Origin of the sequence: Mesorhizobium sp. M6A.T.Cr.TU.017.01.1.1 (assembly GCF_004023115.1) — a bacterium.
Classification (GTDB): Bacteria; Pseudomonadota; Alphaproteobacteria; order Rhizobiales; family Rhizobiaceae; genus Mesorhizobium; species Mesorhizobium mediterraneum.
The window spans coordinates 13,662-30,361 of record NZ_RZTA01000080.1; the positions used below are offsets into that span (position 1 = coordinate 13,662).

The 16,700-nt window shown below is 63.6% G+C and carries 16 protein-coding genes; 15 read left to right on the top strand and 1 reads right to left on the bottom strand.

Features of this window, described 5'->3' with window-relative positions; all coding sequences use genetic code 11:
* Window positions 1–60 precede the first annotated feature (60 nt).
* From EOB36_RS22835 to EOB36_RS22865, 7 genes are all read left to right on the top strand, one after another.
* Window positions 61–1,011, top strand: a complete 951-nt coding sequence (locus EOB36_RS22835) for an ABC transporter substrate-binding protein (protein WP_128285747.1) — start codon at window positions 61–63, stop codon at window positions 1,009–1,011.
* A gap of 288 nt (window positions 1,012–1,299) precedes the next feature.
* Window positions 1,300–1,887, top strand: a complete 588-nt coding sequence (locus EOB36_RS22840; protein ID WP_128285748.1) for a thioredoxin family protein — start codon at window positions 1,300–1,302, stop codon at window positions 1,885–1,887.
* Between the two features lie 51 nt (window positions 1,888–1,938).
* Window positions 1,939–3,573, top strand: coding sequence for an FAD-binding protein (locus EOB36_RS22845; RefSeq protein ID WP_126105793.1), 1,635 nt, complete (start codon window positions 1,939–1,941; stop codon window positions 3,571–3,573).
* Window positions 3,570–3,893 (top strand): ferredoxin family protein, encoded by a 324-nt coding sequence (locus tag EOB36_RS22850; protein ID WP_126105794.1) that lies wholly within the window; start codon window positions 3,570–3,572, stop codon window positions 3,891–3,893. The genes EOB36_RS22845 and EOB36_RS22850 overlap by 4 nt, the downstream gene beginning before the upstream one ends.
* 17 nt (window positions 3,894–3,910) lie before the next feature.
* Window positions 3,911–4,747 (top strand): ABC transporter ATP-binding protein, encoded by an 837-nt coding sequence (locus EOB36_RS22855; RefSeq protein ID WP_128285749.1) that lies wholly within the window; start codon window positions 3,911–3,913, stop codon window positions 4,745–4,747.
* A gap of 10 nt (window positions 4,748–4,757) precedes the next feature.
* Window positions 4,758–5,666, top strand: coding sequence for an ABC transporter permease (locus EOB36_RS22860; RefSeq protein ID WP_128285750.1), 909 nt, complete (start codon window positions 4,758–4,760; stop codon window positions 5,664–5,666).
* A 40-nt stretch (window positions 5,667–5,706) separates the two neighbouring features.
* Window positions 5,707–6,732 carry an aliphatic sulfonate ABC transporter substrate-binding protein gene (locus EOB36_RS22865; RefSeq protein WP_128285751.1) on the top strand — a complete coding sequence of 342 codons (1,026 nt, stop codon included), beginning with the start codon at window positions 5,707–5,709 and terminating at the stop codon, window positions 6,730–6,732.
* A gap of 67 nt (window positions 6,733–6,799) precedes the next feature.
* Here EOB36_RS22865 and EOB36_RS22870 read toward each other — a convergent pair whose 3' ends face one another.
* Complete coding sequence (locus EOB36_RS22870; protein ID WP_095482648.1) at window positions 6,800–7,831, bottom strand: LacI family DNA-binding transcriptional regulator; 1,032 nt, start codon at window positions 7,829–7,831, stop codon at window positions 6,800–6,802.
* A 370-nt stretch (window positions 7,832–8,201) separates the two neighbouring features.
* On the opposite strand from EOB36_RS22870, the gene EOB36_RS22875 reads away from it, so the two are divergent.
* The 8 genes from EOB36_RS22875 to EOB36_RS22910 all read left to right on the top strand — a co-directional run.
* The gene (locus EOB36_RS22875; RefSeq protein WP_128285752.1) at window positions 8,202–9,815 is read left to right on the top strand and encodes an extracellular solute-binding protein; all 1,614 of its coding nucleotides are present in this window, start codon (window positions 8,202–8,204) and stop codon (window positions 9,813–9,815) included.
* A gap of 77 nt (window positions 9,816–9,892) precedes the next feature.
* Window positions 9,893–10,753, top strand: a complete 861-nt coding sequence (locus EOB36_RS22880; protein ID WP_127205025.1) for a carbohydrate ABC transporter permease — start codon at window positions 9,893–9,895, stop codon at window positions 10,751–10,753.
* Window positions 10,750–11,709, top strand: coding sequence for a sugar ABC transporter permease (locus tag EOB36_RS22885; RefSeq protein ID WP_126105799.1), 960 nt, complete (start codon window positions 10,750–10,752; stop codon window positions 11,707–11,709). Before EOB36_RS22880 ends, EOB36_RS22885 begins: the two co-directional genes overlap by 4 nt.
* Window positions 11,706–12,797, top strand: coding sequence for an ABC transporter ATP-binding protein (locus EOB36_RS22890; protein WP_127293442.1), 1,092 nt, complete (start codon window positions 11,706–11,708; stop codon window positions 12,795–12,797). Before EOB36_RS22885 ends, EOB36_RS22890 begins: the two co-directional genes overlap by 4 nt.
* Before the next feature lie 4 nt (window positions 12,798–12,801).
* Window positions 12,802–13,944 carry an ABC transporter ATP-binding protein gene (locus EOB36_RS22895; RefSeq protein WP_245467865.1) on the top strand — a complete coding sequence of 381 codons (1,143 nt, stop codon included), beginning with the start codon at window positions 12,802–12,804 and terminating at the stop codon, window positions 13,942–13,944.
* Entirely contained in the window at window positions 13,914–15,011 is a 1,098-nt protein-coding gene (locus EOB36_RS22900; protein WP_128285753.1) for a Gfo/Idh/MocA family oxidoreductase, read from the top strand. Before EOB36_RS22895 ends, EOB36_RS22900 begins: the two co-directional genes overlap by 31 nt.
* A gap of 26 nt (window positions 15,012–15,037) precedes the next feature.
* Complete coding sequence (locus EOB36_RS22905; RefSeq protein ID WP_128285754.1) at window positions 15,038–15,952, top strand: sugar phosphate isomerase/epimerase; 915 nt, start codon at window positions 15,038–15,040, stop codon at window positions 15,950–15,952.
* A gap of 68 nt (window positions 15,953–16,020) precedes the next feature.
* Window positions 16,021–16,700: substrate-binding domain-containing protein (locus tag EOB36_RS22910; RefSeq protein WP_128285755.1), on the top strand; the 680-nt coding region annotated here is incomplete at its 3' end.

A 16,700-nucleotide genomic window follows, 5' to 3' on the forward strand; every position in this document is an offset into this window, starting at 1 on the left:
AACTTTAATTTTATAGGCCACGACCATCTTCCAGGATTCTTAAACACAGGAGCGAATGGCATGGTCGGCAGTGATAGCGGGTGCGGACAAGTGCGCTGGTTTCGATCGAGCAATATGGCGGTGCTGCTGCTGGCGCTTTCTGTTCTTGCGCCGTCTTGCGGGTTCAAAGCGCTGGCCGCCGAGACGGTCGTCGATGCATCAGGGCGGACAGTCGCGACCGGTCCGGCAACCAGGATCCTGACGCTCGGTTCCGACGTTACCGAAATCGTCGATGCGCTGGGCGCCGGCGAGCGGATCATCGCCGTCGATCGTGGCAGCAAATATCCCGCTGCCGTCGCGCAAAAGCCCAATGTCGGCTATCGGCGTCAGTTGTCCGTCGAAGGCTTGGTCGCGCTTCGCCCCGATCTGATCCTGGCGGCGCAGGACAGCGGGCCGCCGGAGGCGATCGAGGTGCTGAAGTCGCTGGCGATCCCCGTCGTCTTTGTGCCGGAAGACAACAGTCCACAAGGCATCGAGCGCAAGATTACCCTGATCGCCGCAGCGCTTCGCCTTGAGGACAAGGGCAGGGAGGTTTCAAGGCGCGTGCTCGATGCCTTCCGGGCAGCCGCCGATCTCACCGCAAAAATACCGGCCGAGCGCCGCAAGAAGGTGGTGTTCTTCCACGGCCTCGTGCGGCTCAGCGCGGCCGGCGCCGGCACGGCGGCCGATGCGATCATCCGTTATGCCGGCGGCATCAATCCGATGGCTGTCGTGAAGGGCTACAAGCCGGCGTCGGAGGAGAAGCTGATCGAAATGGCGCCCGATGTCATCCTGATGATGAGCGACGGCAAGGGCGGGCCGACCGCCGAGCAGGTGTTCGGCACACGCGCGCTGAGCGCCACGCCGGCGGCGAAGACAAAGGCGCTGATCGTGCTGGACGGCGCCTACATGATGGGTTTCGGCCCACGCACCGCCGACGCGATCCGCGACCTGGCGCAGGCGCTGTATCCAGAGGTCGCGGACGCAGACTAAGGCCAATATCGGCAGGCCCGCTTTGCCCCTGTGCGAGACGGCCATTTAACGCGAAATGTGGAGGCGCCGGCCGTCGTGGTCGGACGCCGGTCCGGAGCGCCGTTTTCTCCAGGACGCTTGCGGGCCGAACAAAGTTGCAGGTCCGGAACAAACATTGGGATGATATTCCATCCCGCCAGCTTGACCGCGAACGGCATCTCCAGCCTATAATTCTACTAAATTCATAGACTAACTGCGAACGGCATGGGCGTTCGCGGCTGGACTGCGAGACACAAAGGGAGCGCATCGATGCCGAAGACAGAATCCAATCCTATCGACCTTGGTACGAAGGCTGCCGATTTCCTGCTGTGGGACGCGCAAGGCGTGCTTCACAGGTTGGCCGATTTCGACGCCAAGCCGGCGCTGCTCGTTGCCTTCATCTCCAACCGCTGCCCGTTCGTCGTGCTGATCCGCGAGGCTCTCGCGGCGTTCGCCAACGACTATGCCGGCAAGGGCCTGCAGGTGGTGGCGATCAACGCCAACGACCATGAGGCGCATCCCGAGGAGGCGCTGGCCCGGATCGGCGAGGAGGCCGACAAATTCGGCTATGGCTTCCCCTATCTCAAGGACGCTTCACAGCAGACGGCGAAAGCCTATGGAGCGGCTTGCACGCCCGATTTCTTCCTGTTCGGCGCCGATCGGCGGCTCGCCTATCACGGCCAGTTCGACGAAGCGCGGCCGGGCAACGGCAAGCCGGTGACGGGCGCCGATCTGCGCGCCGCGGTCGACACGGTGCTGAAGGGCGAAACGCCGGCCGCTGAGCAGGTGCCGTCGATCGGCTGCAATATCAAATGGAGCGCCGGCAACGAGCCGGTGTGGTTCTCCAGGGCGGCCTGACCGAACCTGCCGCCCTCGGCCGGCCACCAATTCCCCTTTCCGTGAGTGATCATGCCGAAGACTGCCAGAGCCGTCCGATCCGCTCCCGAAAGGCTGCACCTCGCAGCCGATGTGCTGGTGCTGGGCGGTGGTCCGTCGGCCGCCTGGGCGGCGGTCGCCGCGGCTGAGAACGGTGCGACCGTGGTGTTGGCCGACAAGGGTTATCTCGGCACCAGCGGCGCCACGGCGCCGTCGAACACCGGCACCTGGTGCGTGCCGCCGGGCGACAACAGGCATGCGGTGGTCGAGCGGCGCTGGCAGCGCACCGGCGAGCTTGCCGACCAGCGCTGGATGCTGCGCTGCGTCGACACCGCCTACCGCAACCTGCTGCAACTTTCTGAGTGGGGCTATCCGTTTCCGAGCGAGGATGACGGGCGGCTCTACATCGCCAATCTGCGCGGGCCGGACTATATGCGCTTCATGCGCCGCCGGGTGCTTCTGGCCGGCGTCACCGTGCTCGATCATCATCCGGCGCTCGAACTCCTGTCCGACGGCGATGCGATCGTCGGTGCGGCCGGGGTCGGCCGCCAGGTCGAGCGCGACTGGCGCGTCGATGCCAGGGCGGTCGTGCTGGCAACCGGCGGCTGCGCCTTCCGCGAACGCATCCTCGGCTCGACCGGGCTGACCGGTGACGGCTATCTGATGGCGGCGGAAGCCGGCGCCAGCCTTTCGGGCATGGAATTCACCGGCAAGTACACGCTGGCGCCGCATGGCTCGTCGCTGAACAAGGGCCTGCCGTTCCGCTGGGCCTCGTTCCACCGCGAGGACGGTTCGCCCATCCTCGGACCGACTGGCGAGCCGCTGCGCAATGGCATCGGCGACCGCGAGGAAGAAGTGGCGCGTGCGCTGATCGAGGGGCCGCTCTATGCGCGGCTCGACCAGGCCGAGCCGGCGCTGCAAGGCTGGCTGCGCCAGGGACAGCCGAATTGCTTCGTGCCCTATGACCGCGCCGGCATCGACCCCTTCAACGATCTGTTCCGCATCACGCTGCGCGCCGAAGGCACGGTGCGCGGCACCGGCGGCATCGACATCGTCTCCGACGACTGCGCCACCGGCGTGCCCGGCCTTTATGTCGCCGGCGATGCGGCCAGCCGCGAGATCATGACCGGTGCGGTGTCGGGCGGCGGCGCCGTCAACTCGTCTTGGGCGCTGGCCAGCGGCTGGTGGGCGGGCAAGGGTGCCTCGACCCACGCCAGGCGCCGCGGCGGCAAGGCGTTCCGCAGCGAGGTGCTGCCGCTCGGCCAGGCCGGTCTGCGGCCGGCGGCTTCGCCGCGTGCCGATGTTTCCGCAGGCGAGGTGATAGAAGCCGTGCGCAATGAGGTCACACCGCTCGACAAGAATTTCTTCCGCAGCGACACCGGCCTGGAAAAGAGCGGCGAGCGGCTTGAGACGCTGTGGCGCGACGTGCGCGATCACCTGCAAGGCGAGGGACTGGAGCGGATCCGCACGCGCGAAGCCGCGTCGATTGCTGCCGCCGGGCGCTGGTCGATCGCTGCCGCACGTTATCGCAACGAGAGCCGCGGCATGCATCGCCGCACCGATCTGCCGGGCAAGAACCCCGCCTTCGCGCACCGACTGGTGATCACCGGCGTTGATGATTTCCGTATCGCTGGGGCGCCCGAACGGTTGGCGGAGCTGGCGTCATGATCGAGATCGTCTCGGCCACGCGGTGCGTCGAATGCGACATCTGCGTCAAGGTCTGCCCGGCCAATGTCTTCGACGCGACGGGCGGCGTGCCGGTGGTCGCGCGGCAGGAAGACTGCCAGACCTGCTTTCTCTGCGAAATCTACTGCCCGACCGATGCGCTCTACGTGGCCGAGGTCGCCGAAGGTCCGACCGGCATCAGCGAGGCGGAGGTCGAGGCACGTCATTTGTTCGGCGGCTATGCCCGTGCGCTCGGTTGGAAGCGCGGCAAGGCCGGCGGCTCGCAGCTCGACCCGACGCACCGCATCCGCGTGGCGCAGTGAAACGATCGGAGACAGACGTGGATCGCATCGTCGCCAGCGACATCAAGAAGACTTTTCAGCTCAAGCCGGGACAATCCATCACCGTCGACGGCGAGGCGACCGACCGCGTCACCGTGCTCGACGGCGTCGATCTCGCCATCCGCAAGGGCGAGTTCATCACGCTGGTCGGGCCGAGCGGCTCAGGCAAATCGGTGCTGCTCGATATCATTGGCGGGCTGACGCAGGCGACCAGCGGCGGTGTCCAGCTCGATGGCAGGAGGATCACCCGGCCGGATCCGAAGACCGGCTATGTGTTCCAGCAATATGCGCTGTTTCCCTGGCGCACGGCGCTGGCCAATATCGAATATGCGCTGGAAGTGCGCGGCGTGCCAAAATCGGAGCGCACCGCCACGGCCCGCCATCTTCTGTCGCTGTTCGGCCTTGCCGGTTTCGAGAACCGCTTCCCCAACCAGCTTTCCGGCGGCATGCAGCAGCGCGTGGCGATCGCCCGGGCACTCGCCAGCAATCCGGAAGTGCTGTTGATGGACGAGCCGTTCGCCGCCCTCGACCAGCAGACGCGCGAGATATTGCAAGGCGAGCTGCTCAGGATCTGGGGCAAGATCAAGACCACCGTGATCTTCGTCACCCATTCGATCGACGAGGCGATTTTCCTGGCCGATCGGGTCGTCGTCATGACAGCACGCCCGGGCACGGTGAAGGAGATCATCGAGATCGACCTGCCGCGGCCGCGCAACGGCGATATCCGCGCAAGTGCGGCCTTCAACAATCACCGCGCCCGCGTCTGGGAAGTGCTGCGCGACGAAGTCAACAAGGCGCAAAAGGACTGGACGCTGTCGCCGGCGTTCAGCCACTGAGGAGTTTGGCATGGCCTATCTGACCGAAAAGTTCGGCCCTGCCGGCGGCTTTCATCCGTTTGCCGGAGCCGGTGAAGCGGTGGCCGCCGCCAGGGTCCCGGCAATCAAGGCCCGCAGCGCTACCCCGGCCGTCAGGCGCAGGAGAGGAGCCGGCTTCGGCACGTTCATCTACGGCCTGCCGCTGCTTGGCCTGTTCTTTCTCACCTGGGAGATCGCGCCACGGCTCGGCTGGCTGAACAGTATCTTCTTCCCGCCGCTGAGTGAGGTGCTGGTCGCGTGGTGGGATCTGCTCGCCTCGGGCGTGCTGGTCGAGCATATCGGTATCAGCCTGCAACGCGCGGCCATTGGTTTCGCGCTGGGCGTGGTCGTTGCCATCCCGCTCGGCCTGCTGATGGGGCGCTATTCGCTGTTCGAGAAGGTCTCCGATCTGCTGGTGCAGACGCTGCGCAACACTTCGCAGTTCGCGCTGCTGCCGGTGTTCATCCTTCTGCTCGGTATCGGCGAGGAATCGAAGGTGGCGATCACCTTCTACTCCTCGGTGTTCTTCCTCCTCGTCAACACGATCAGCGGCGTCAAGTCGGTCGATCCGCTGCTGATCAAGGCGGCGCGCTCGATGGGCACGTCCGACTTCGACATGTTCAGGAAAATCATCCTGCCGGCCAGCATTCCCTCGATCGTCGCCGGCGCGCGGCTCGGCGTGAAATCCTCGCTGTTCGCGGTGATCGGTGCCGAGATGCTGGCCGCCAAATCCGGTCTCGGCTTTCTCATCCAGAACTCGCAACTGATGATGGAAACGGCCGACATGTATGCCGGCATCCTGACGCTCACCGTCATCGGCCTCGTCGTCAACTACCTGCTCGTCTGGTTCGAACGCTGGGCAACCGCCTGGAAGGGCCAGTCGGAAGCCTCAATGATTTGAACCAACCAAGCAGTTCATGCCAATCAGGAAGGAATTTCAGATGCCCAGGATATCTTTCAGTGCATTACGCCGATTGCTCTTGCAGGGCGCCATAGCCGCGGCCGTCGGCGGCTCTGTCGTTGTCGCTCCCGCCTTCGCGCAGGACAAGCCTGAAGTCATCCGCATCGGCAGCACCGCACCGGGGCATCTCAAATTCATCCTCGCCCAGCAGCATGGCTGGTGGGAAAAGGAATTCGCCAAGGACGGCATCAAGGTCGAACTGGTTACCTTCAACGGCGGCTCGGAGGCGACCACCGCATTGGCGACCGGAGCGATCGAGGTCACCTATACCGGGAACAATCCAGCGCTGCGCGTCGCCGCGTCCGGCGCCGACGTCAAGCTCATCGGCGTGTCGAGCTATGTGAAGGCAGGCGGCTCCTCCATCATCGTCAAGACCGACTCGCCGCTAAAGACGCTGCAGGATCTGAAGGGCAAGAAGGTCGCTTATCTCACCGGCACGGTACGGCATTCGAATTTCAGCAAGGCGCTGAACAGCGTCGGCCTGACGACCAGCGACATCGAAGGGCTGAACCTACCCTTCGAGGCGTCAGGGCCCGCACTGCTGCGCGATGACATCGATGCCATTGTCGAGACTGACTCGACGGCGGCCAAGCTGGTCGACACCGGCGAGGCCCGCGTGCTCTACGACACCAGCACGCATCCGGAATGGAACGTGCCGAACGTCATCTCCGTCAACGGCGCCTTCGCGGCGAAATACCCCGATCTCGTCAAGCGGCTGCTGAAGGTCGATATCGAGATTTCGCGCTGGGCCGACGCGCATCCCGACGAGACGATCAAGACCTTCGTCGAGGCGACCAAATCGTCGGAAAAATCCGTCCGCAAGACCTACAGCCAGGGCCTGTTCTACCAGGATCCGAAGCTCACCGACGATGCGATCGCGGCGCTCAAGAGCGAAGAGAAGTTCATGGCCGGCGCCGGGCTTTTGAAAGGCTCGATCGATTATAGCAAATGGGTCGACAAGAGCTTTGTCGATGGTGCTTATACGGAAGTCGCCGCCGTCCAGTAGACGTAGTTGAAAATGCTGCGGGGCTGCGCCAGCCGGCGCGGCCTCTCTCTCATCCCTGAGGTTCCGTTCAGATCTCCGGGATGCTTTCCCTGAAGATCACCTGCAAGCGCGGCTGGTGCAGTTCGTAAGGCAAGCCCCTGACCGCGTGGCTCAAAGTGTTCAGTGCTTCGCGGGCCTCGACGCGCGGGTTCTGGTCGATGACCGCGTCGAGCGTTCCGTCGAGTAGAAGCTCTTTGGTGCCTTCCGTCACCTCGTGGCCGAGAAACACGGTCGATAGCGCGCGCCCGCGCTCCTTCAGCGCCCTGGCGATGCCGGTGTTGCCGGCGCCGACATTGTAGATCGCGGCCAGATCCGGATGCCGGTCCAGCAGCGCGGAGGCCTCTGAATAGGCCTTTTCCCGGTCGTCGAGCATTTCGCGCATCTCGACGATCTGCAAATTGGGCGATTCCTCCGTCAGGATGTGGCGAAAGCCCATCTCGCGCTCCTCGTGGCCGCGATAGGAGAGCGAGCCGGCGAACAACGCGACCTTGCCCGGACGATCAGTGCCCATGAAGCGGTTGAGCAGATAGCCGGCGAGGCGGCCGGCGGCACGATTGTCGATGCCGATATAGGCAACCCTCGGCACGTGCAGGATGTCGGACGCGATGGTGACGACCTTGACGCCGCTGGCCGACAGCGAGCGGATCGCTTCGCGGACGGTCGGATGGTCGAGCGCAATGACGCCGACGCCTTGCGTCTGGCCATGCAAGTCCTGCAGCAGGCGGGCGAGCCGGTCGGGATTGAAGCCTTCAATCGTGGCGACGCGCACGTCGAGATCGGGCCGCGCCTGCGCCTGCGCCTCGATATGCCGGTGCAGCATCTTGATGAAGGAATTGGTGCCGGCGGGCAGCGCGAAGTCGAGCCGCATGACATCGCCGGGCAGCGCCGTACGTGAGTTCGGGCTGTTCGAATTTTCGGCGATGTAGCCTAACCGCTGCGCCGTTTCGAGCACGACTTCGCGGGTGCGCGCCCTGACGCCGGCGCGGTTGTTGAGCACACGGTCGACCGTGGCGGCTGAAACACCGGCTTCCCGGGCTATGTCTGTCAGCGTGGACCGCACAGTCGATCACCTCATGCTAGGGCGCTACGGGCGCATCAAAATCACGGATTTTAACGGACGGATGCCGGACGATGATTTCATTGCCATCCGCGATTCTGATGGGAAATGATGTATCCGGCCTTAGCCGATGCGCAAGCCGGCGCGCTACACCAAATCGCCTGGGCGGACCACAACTTGCTGGCGTGGTGCATGATTCCCTCAAATGCAAGCATCGGATGCTGTATGGTGATCTCAGCAGAATGCATTTTTCCTCCTCGATTGCGATGTTATGACGTGTTTTGATTATTTATGATGTTGACAGCCTTATCCCAGTGCCGTCAATATCCATCACGAGGGCCATGGAGGAACAAGGCCCGAGGGAGGAGTTCCAATGTCGAATTTGATCCGCATGTCGCGGCGCCGTTTGTTGGCGTCCGGTGGAAAGGCGGCAGTGCTTGTTGCCGCAGCAGGTATCGCGCCAAAATTCATCCGTCCCAGCCGCGCCTACGCCGCCGACGCACTCGCGCCGGGCATGATCGGCGGCCCCACGGGCTTCGACGGCTCGGAGCGTTATCAATATGGGCCCGACTCTCCGGAAGGCCGCGCCATCGAGGCGGCCAAGGCGATGAAGGGCGCCGGCAAGGCGCCGGCCAAGATCGTGCTCGGCCTGTCCGACGGCTCGATCGGCCAGCTGACGCAGCCGTTTCCCGCCGGCGCGCCTTCGATCAAGGATCTGTGGGAAAAGGAAACCGGCATTCCGCTCGAGATCGTCGGCGTGCCGAATGGCCAGGAATTCACCAAGACGATGCAGGACATCTCCACCAAGGGTGGGGCCTATGATATCTACGCGGTCGAATGGAACCGCCTCGGTGACCTAGCCGAAACCGGCGGCATCCTGAGGCTCGACGACTTCGTCGCCCAGCATAAGCCCGAATGGGACGACCCCGAGCGCGGCTATGTTAACGGCGCCAAGGGCGTGTCGCTGCTCAACCAGTATCGCGGCTCGACCTATGGCGTTTCGCTGGATGGCGATTTCCAGACCTGGGTCTACCGCACCGATCTGTTCGGCGACACGGCCGAGAAGAAAGCCTTCTCCGACAAGCATGGCTACGAGCTGGCGCCGCCGAAGACCTGGAAGCAGCATGACGAGATCGCGGCCTTCTTCCAGCGCCCGGACAAGGGCCTGTTCGGCTCGACCGATCTGCGCAACCAGGGCTGGGGCTACACCAACTGGTACCAGCGTTATGTCTCAATGGCTTCGCCAAATCAGTTCCTGTTCGACGACACCGGCAAGGCGCTGATCAATTCCGAGCAAGGTATCGCGGCGACCAACGAGTACATTGCATCGCTGGTCCACCATTCGCCGGATGCGATCTCGTGGGGCTGGCCGGAACAGTACGGCAATTTTGCCAAGGGCGGTGCCGCCATGACCTGCGCCTTCTCCAACCTGCCGAAATTCCTCGATAATGCCGGCAACAAGGATTCAGCTGTCACCGGCAAGATCGGCTCGATGCTGCCGCCTGGCCGCGAGATCGACGGCAAGCTGATCAGCCGTTCGGTGCTGTGGCTCAATCTGTCGGCCTCAGTCTCGTCGCAGGCCAAGAATCCGGAGGCCTGCTACCTGTTCCTGCAATGGCTCGGATCGAGCCGCATCTACGCCTGGATGACCGCCAATCCGGGTGGCTATTTCGATCCGTTCCGCCTGTCGGATTTCTCCGACCCGCTGGTCCGCCAGACCTACCACGCCTACCACATGGATGTGGTGCGCGAGACGGTCGCCCGCACGGTGCCGACCATCAACTACCCCGGTGCCACCGCCTTCCACAATGCGCTGGACGAGAACCTCGTCGCCGCGTTGACCAAGGCAAAGACCGCCGAGCAGGCGATGGCCGACACCGAGGCCGAGTGGAAGAAGATCGCGCGCCGGACCGGCGAGGAGAAGCTTCTCGAAGCCATCAAGACCAACAAGGAGGCATGGCCCACCGTTCTCGATCCGATCAGCTGATCCTCCCAGGATCGCGCCAAGGGAGGGGAGGAGTTGCTCTTTCCCTCCGCAAACGATGGTACCAGCAAAGCTGCAAGATGAAGCGTTCAATTCCTTTCGAGATATTCCGCTATGCCGCAATATCAGCGGCAATGGCGGTGACGCTGGTGCCGATCCTGTGGATGGTGTCGATGGCCTTCAAGCCGATCGCCGAATGGTCGGCGACCGGCGCTGAACTGACTTGGTGGCCGAAGAACCCGACACTCAGCAATTTCCGCTTCGTCTTCGGTGAATCGACCAACAATTTGATCGTCGCGCTCGACCGCACCGCCCTGAAGCCGATCCTGTCGTCGCTGCTGTCGGCGGTGTTCGGGACGGCGATCGCCATGTCAGCGGGCACCGCGGCGGCCTACGGGCTATCGCGCTTCGGCTCGGGCCAGAACCTGCCACTGGCGCTGATCCAGCTTCGCCTGTTTCCGCCCATGGCGGTCATGACCCCGGTGATGATCATGTGGGCCTTCCTCAACTTCACCGACAGCTGGTGGGGGCTGTCGCTGATCTACGGCATCGTCACGCTGCCTTTTGCCTTCTGGCTGATGAAGACCTTCTTCGACGACATGCCGCGCGAGATCGAGGAGGCAGCACTGGTCGAGGGCTGTTCGCGGTTGCGAGTCTTCACCCGCATCACACTACCGATGATGCGCGCGCCGCTGGCCAGCGCCGCGCTGTTTGTCTTCATCCTCAACTGGTCGGACTATCTGATCGCGCTGCTTCTGACGACGCGCGAATGGGTGACGGTTCCCGTCTACATGGCGTCGCTCTCCTCCTCGATGACCGGACAGCTCTATGGCGCCAAGGCCGCGCTCGGTCTGATCGCCGCGGTGCCGCCGGTCATCATGGGCATCGCCATCCAGCGTCATCTGGTGCGCGGGCTGACGTTCGGGGCGCTCAAGCAATGAGCGCGGTGACTGCGACGATTTCGGAGGACGTGATGAAGACCGTCCAGGCAAAGCCAGCCTTGCGGGACGAAGGCGCAAAGCTCGGCTTCCGGCTGACATTGCCGGCGCAGATCCTGGTGCTGTTCATCGCGGTCTTCCCGCTGTTGATGCAGCTCTACATCAGCCTGACCGACTGGTCACCGCTTTCGGGCCTCGGCTGGTGGAGCGCCTGGTCGCTATGGAACAATTTCGCCAATTACACCGACCTTGCTGCCGACGCGCGCTTCTGGAGCGCGCTGAAGCGCACGGCCATCGTCATGATCGTCTGCGTGCCGGCGGAATTCCTGCTGGGTCTCGCGCTCGCCACGCTGTTTGCCGACGAGTTTCCCGGCAAGCGGATCTTCTACTCGATCCTTCTGATGCCGATGATGGTGGTGCCGGCTGTGGCCGGCTACATGTTCTTCATGCTGTTCCAGTCGGGCGGCCCGGTGAACGACATCCTTTCGGCGATATCAGGCTTTCCCGTCACCATCGCCTGGCTTTCGGACCCGACGCTGGCGCTCATCGCCGTCATGGTTGCCGATATCTGGCAGTGGACGCCGCTGATGTTCCTCATCCTGCTTGCCGGCCTGGTCGGCGTGCCCGAGGACCAGATCAAGGCGGCGACGCTGCTCGGCGCCAATCCCTGGCAGCGCTTCGTCACCATTGTGCTGCCGAAGATGAAGACTATCATAATCATCGCGCTGGCGATCAGGATGATCGAGAACTTCAAGATATTTGACACGCTCTACATCATGACCGGCGGCGGCCCCGGTGTCGCCACCGAGACGATCTCCGTCTACATCTACAAGCTCACCACGCAGGACCTGATCTGGGGCTATGTCGCGGCGATCGCGCTGGCGATCCTGATCGTGCTGTCCATCGCCGCGGTCTTTGCCATGAAGCGCATGGCCCGGGCACGCGAGGTGACGGCATGAGCGCCATCCATCTGCAGAACCTGGTCAAGAAATTCGGCGACTTCACCGCGCTGAAGACGATGGACTTGGCCATCGCTGATGGCGAGTTCATGGCGCTGCTCGGGCCGTCCGGCTGCGGCAAGTCGACAACGATGAACATGATCGCCGGAATGGAAGAGCCGACGGGTGGCAAGATTCTGTTTGGCGAGCGCGACATGGCCGGCGTGCCGATGGGACGCCGCGGGGTCGGCTTCGTCTTTCAGAACTACGCGATCTTCACCCATATGACGGTGCGCCAGAACCTCGCCTACGGCCCAAAAATGCGCGGCGCGCCAAAGGCCGAGATCGATCGCCGCGTCGGCGCCATTGCCGAGATGCTGCAGCTGACGCCGTTGCTCGACCGCAAGGCCGACCGGCTGTCGGTCAACATCTTGCAGCGTGTGGCGATCGGCCGTTCGGCGATCATGGAGCCGGCGATCTTCCTGCTCGACGAGCCGCTGTCGAATGTCGATGCAGCCTTCCGCGCGGTGATGCGGACCGAACTGAAGCAGCTGCAGCGTCAGTTCCGGCAGACTATGGTCTATGTCACCCACGACCAGCTCGAGGCGATGACCATGGCCGACCGTATCGCGGTGATGGACCATGGCGTGCTTCAGCAGGTCGGCACACCGCTCGAGGTCTACAACAATCCGGCCAATGTCTTCGTCGCCCGCTTCATCGGTGCGCCGGGCATGAACCTGCTCAAGGGCAGGCCAGCGGAAAGCGACCGGGGCCTGGTCGTCGACCTCGGGCCATTCGGTGCGACGCCGCCGCTGCCGGCCAAAATCGCCGCCGCGGTGCGGGGCGCGCGGGGCGATGTGCTCTACGGCTTCCGCCCGGAACAGGCGGCGCTGGTCAAACGCGGCCAGGGGCTCTCCTTGCCGGTAACCTTCGTCGAGCGCATCGGCGCGCGCACCATCGTGCATCTCGGCCTGGGCGAGAGCGCAGTGAAGGCGGTGTTCGACAATGATGTCGGGCTGGCGATCGGGCAGACAGCGGTCGTCGCGCCTGCCGCGCAGTCGGTGCGCGTCTTCGACGCCGCCACCGGCCTTGCCATGAAAGTGGGCTAAGACCATGGCCGATATAGTCTTCCGCAATGTGACGAAACGCTACGGCAACACGCTCGCCGTCGATGACGCCTCGTTCACGGTCAACGACAATGAGTTCTTCTGCTTCTTCGGCCCGCCGCTGTCGGGCAAGTCGACGGTGCTGCGCCTGGTGCTCGGGCTTGAAACGCCTGACGCGGGTGAAATCCTGATCGGCGGCAGGCCAGTCAACACCGTGTCGCCGGCCGAGCGCAATGTCGCCATGGTGTTCCAGAACCTGGCGCTGTTTCCGCATATGAGCGCGCGCGACAATGTCCGTTTTCCCCTGGTCGAACGCCGGGTCGCCGAGGCCGATATAGAAAGGCGTGTCGCCGATGTCGCGGCCAAGCTGCATATCGGCCACATCCTGCACAAGCCGCCGGCGCAGCTTTCGGGCGGCGAGCGGCAGCGCGTGGCGATCGCCCGCGCGCTGGTGCGCGATCCCGCCGCCTATCTGATGGACGATCCGATCTCGGCACTCGACGCCCGGCTGCGCGAGGAGACCCGCGTCGAGCTGAAGCGCATCCAGCGCGAGCTCGGCAAGACGCTGATCTATGTCACCCACGACCAGGAAGAGGCGATGTCGGTCGCCGACCGCATTGCCATCCTGGAGGATGGCAAGATCAGGCAGATCGGCGCGCCGGCCGAGATCTATGATCGCCCGGCCAGCACCTATGTGGCGCGGCTGCTCGGCTCGCCGATGATGAATATCTTGAAATCGGTGCGCGGCGAGGGCGGCGTCGAGGCGGCGGAAGGCGCGATCCGTATCGCAGACAAGGCTGCTCCGGCCGATGCCGTCGAGATCGGGCTCAGGCCGGAAGATATCAAGGTCCGGCCATGGCTGGATGGGGAAATATCGGATGGGCGCGCGGGCCGCCCGGCGCGGGTGTTCGAGGTCGAGCCGCTTGGCGGCTACACCGTGGTGACGCTCGCTGCCGGGCAGGCGCGCCTGAGGGCGCTGCTGCGTGGCCAGCCGGACATAAGGCCGGACGCCATGGTGGCGATATCCTGTGAGCCGGCCAGAGTGCATTATTTCGGGCAAAGCGGCGGAGCGCTGGCACGATGCCGGCGGCTGCAAGAAACGAGCTTCGGGAGGATCAGATGGCAAACAACGGGTTCGAGCCGGACGTAAAGGTTCGCACGAAAGAATACAGGATCGGCTGCGTCGGCGCCGGCATGATCATGGCCGAATGCCATCTTGCTGCCTATCACGATGCCGGCTTTCCGGTGGTGGCGATCGCCTCGCGGACCAAAGCCAGCGCCGAGAAGGTCGCAAGGCGCTGGGAGATCCCGACCGTCCACGGCACGCCTGAACAACTGATCGAGGACGAAAATGTCGAGATCATCGACCTTGCCTTTCCGCCGGACCAGCAGCCGTCACTGATCCGCCATGCGCTGAAGCAGAAGCACATCAAGGCGATCCTGGCGCAGAAGCCGCTGGCGCTCTCGCTCAAGGATGCAATCGAGCTGCGCGACGAGGCCGCCAAGGCAGGCAAGATCCTCTCGGTCAATCAGAACATGCGCTATGACCAGTCGATGCGCGTGCTGAAGCAGATCATGGACAGCGGCGCGCTCGGCGACATCGTCTTCGCGCAGATCGACATGCACGCGATCCCGCACTGGCAGAGCTTCCTCGAGGACTACGATCGGCTGACGCTCGCCAATATGAGCGTCCACCACCTCGACGTGCTGCGCTTCCTGTTCGGTGATCCCCAGGAGATCACCACGCTGACCCGCAAGGATCCGCGCACCCGCTTCGATCATTCGGACGGCATCACCGTTTCGACGCTGCGGTTCCCGTCCGGCGTGCTCGCCGTGTCGCTGGAGGATGTCTGGTCCGGCCCGCGCCAGGAGGGCTACAAGGACGACCAGCACATCAACTGGCGCGTCGACGGCACCAAGGGCGTCGCCAAGGGCACAATCGGCTGGCCGACTGGTTCCGCCTCGACACTGACCTATGCTTCGACCGAAACCACTGGCGGCGAATGGGTGACACCCAGCTGGGGCACGATGTGGTTCCCGCATGCCTTCATCGGCGTGATGGAGCAGCTCCAGCACGCGGTGAAGACGGGTGAGCCGCCGGCACTCTCGGTCGCCGACAACGTCAAGACCATGGCGCTGATCGAAGCGGGTTATCGCTCGATCGACGAGGGCCGCACGGTCAAGCTCTCCGAAATCTCGACAAACTCAATCAACTGAATTACTTACAGGGAGGACTTCATATCATGATGCAGGCAGGTATTTTCACGGGCTATTTCCCGTACAGCCTCAAGGAAACCGCGCAGAAGATCCGCGCCCTCGATTTCAACACGGTGCAGCTCGACCTGCATTTCAGGGATGTCGACCTGTCGGCCGGACAGATCACCAAGGACAAGGCCCGGACTGTTCGCGACACCTTCCGCGACCACAATCTGCCGGTGTGCTGCGTGTCGGGCTACACCAACATCATCCATCCGGACAGAGCGGAGCGCGAGAAGCGCGTCGGCTATCTCAAGGAGATCATCCGCAGTGCCCGTGATTTCGGCTCGCCCTACGTGATCTCGGAAACCGGCACTTACAACACCGAGTCCGACTGGGTCCATCATCCCAAGAACAAGACCGAGGAAGGTTTCGAGGAATGCCGTAAGGTCATCGCCGACCTTGCCCAGACGGCCTACGACCACGGGGCGGTCTTCCTGCTCGAAACCTATGTCAACAATGTCGTCGGCTCGGTCGAGGAGACGGTGAAGATGTTCGCGCAGGTCGACCATCCCGGCCTCGGCCTGCTGATGGATCCGACCAACTATTTCGAGACCCATAACATCGACAGGATGGACCAGATCCTGAACCAAGTGTTCGACACGCTGACCGACAAGATCAAGATCGCGCACGCCAAGGACGTCAAGCGATCGGGCGGCGACAAGTCGGAGAAGCACGCCGATATCGGCGACGAGGACGCGCTGGAGAGCCACACTTTCCGTGGTGTCGGCGAGATCGAGCTGCCGGCGCCCGGCCTCGGTTCGCTCAACTACGACCTCTATCTCAAGCGGCTTGCCGAAAAGCACCCGAACATTCCGGTCATCATCGAGCATCTCTCGGAAGACGACGTGCCGCGCGCCAAGAAATTCCTCGACGGCAAGTTCCGCGCCAACGGCCTCTGATAGGAGTCCTGCGTCGCCGCTATGCGGCGGCGCTTTCCACCGGGAGGAAATATAATGGAGGAAGCGAAATGTTGAAATTCGGATTGAAACTGGCGACGGCCGCGACTTTGTTGGCAGGGATAGGGTTGGGCTCGCCGGCATTCGCACAGGACGGCCAGAAGACGTTCTATCTCCTGTCGCATGGCGGCCCATCGGATGCATTCTGGCTCGACTGGAATGCCGGCGCCACCAAGGCCTGCGACCAGCTCAAGGTGACCTGCAAGATCTCCTTCAGCGGCGGCGACATGGCGGCGCAGAAGGAGGCCTTCAACTCGGCACTGGCCGCCAAGCCCGACGGTATCGGCACCACATCGGCGCAGCCCGGCCTGTGGACCGAGGAGGTCAAGGCGGCGAAGGCTGCGGGCATCCCGATCGTGTTCTTCAACACCGATGATCCGGCAACCGGGCGGCAGGCGTATGTCGGCGCCGACCTCAAGGAGGCCGGCGTCATCTGGGCCAAGTATCTGGTCGACAACAAGATGGTGAAGCAGGGCGACAAGGTGTTCCTGCCGGTGGAGGTGCCGGGTGCCAGCTATCAGCAGCTCGAGACCGAAGGCATCGCCAGCGTCTTCGATCCGCTTGGCATCAAATATGACGTGGTCGATTGCGGCACCGATCCAGCCGGCATCATCGCCAAGATGACCGACTATATGGTGGCCAACAATCCGCCGGCGATCATCGCACTCGGCGATTCCGTGGCGGCCAGCAT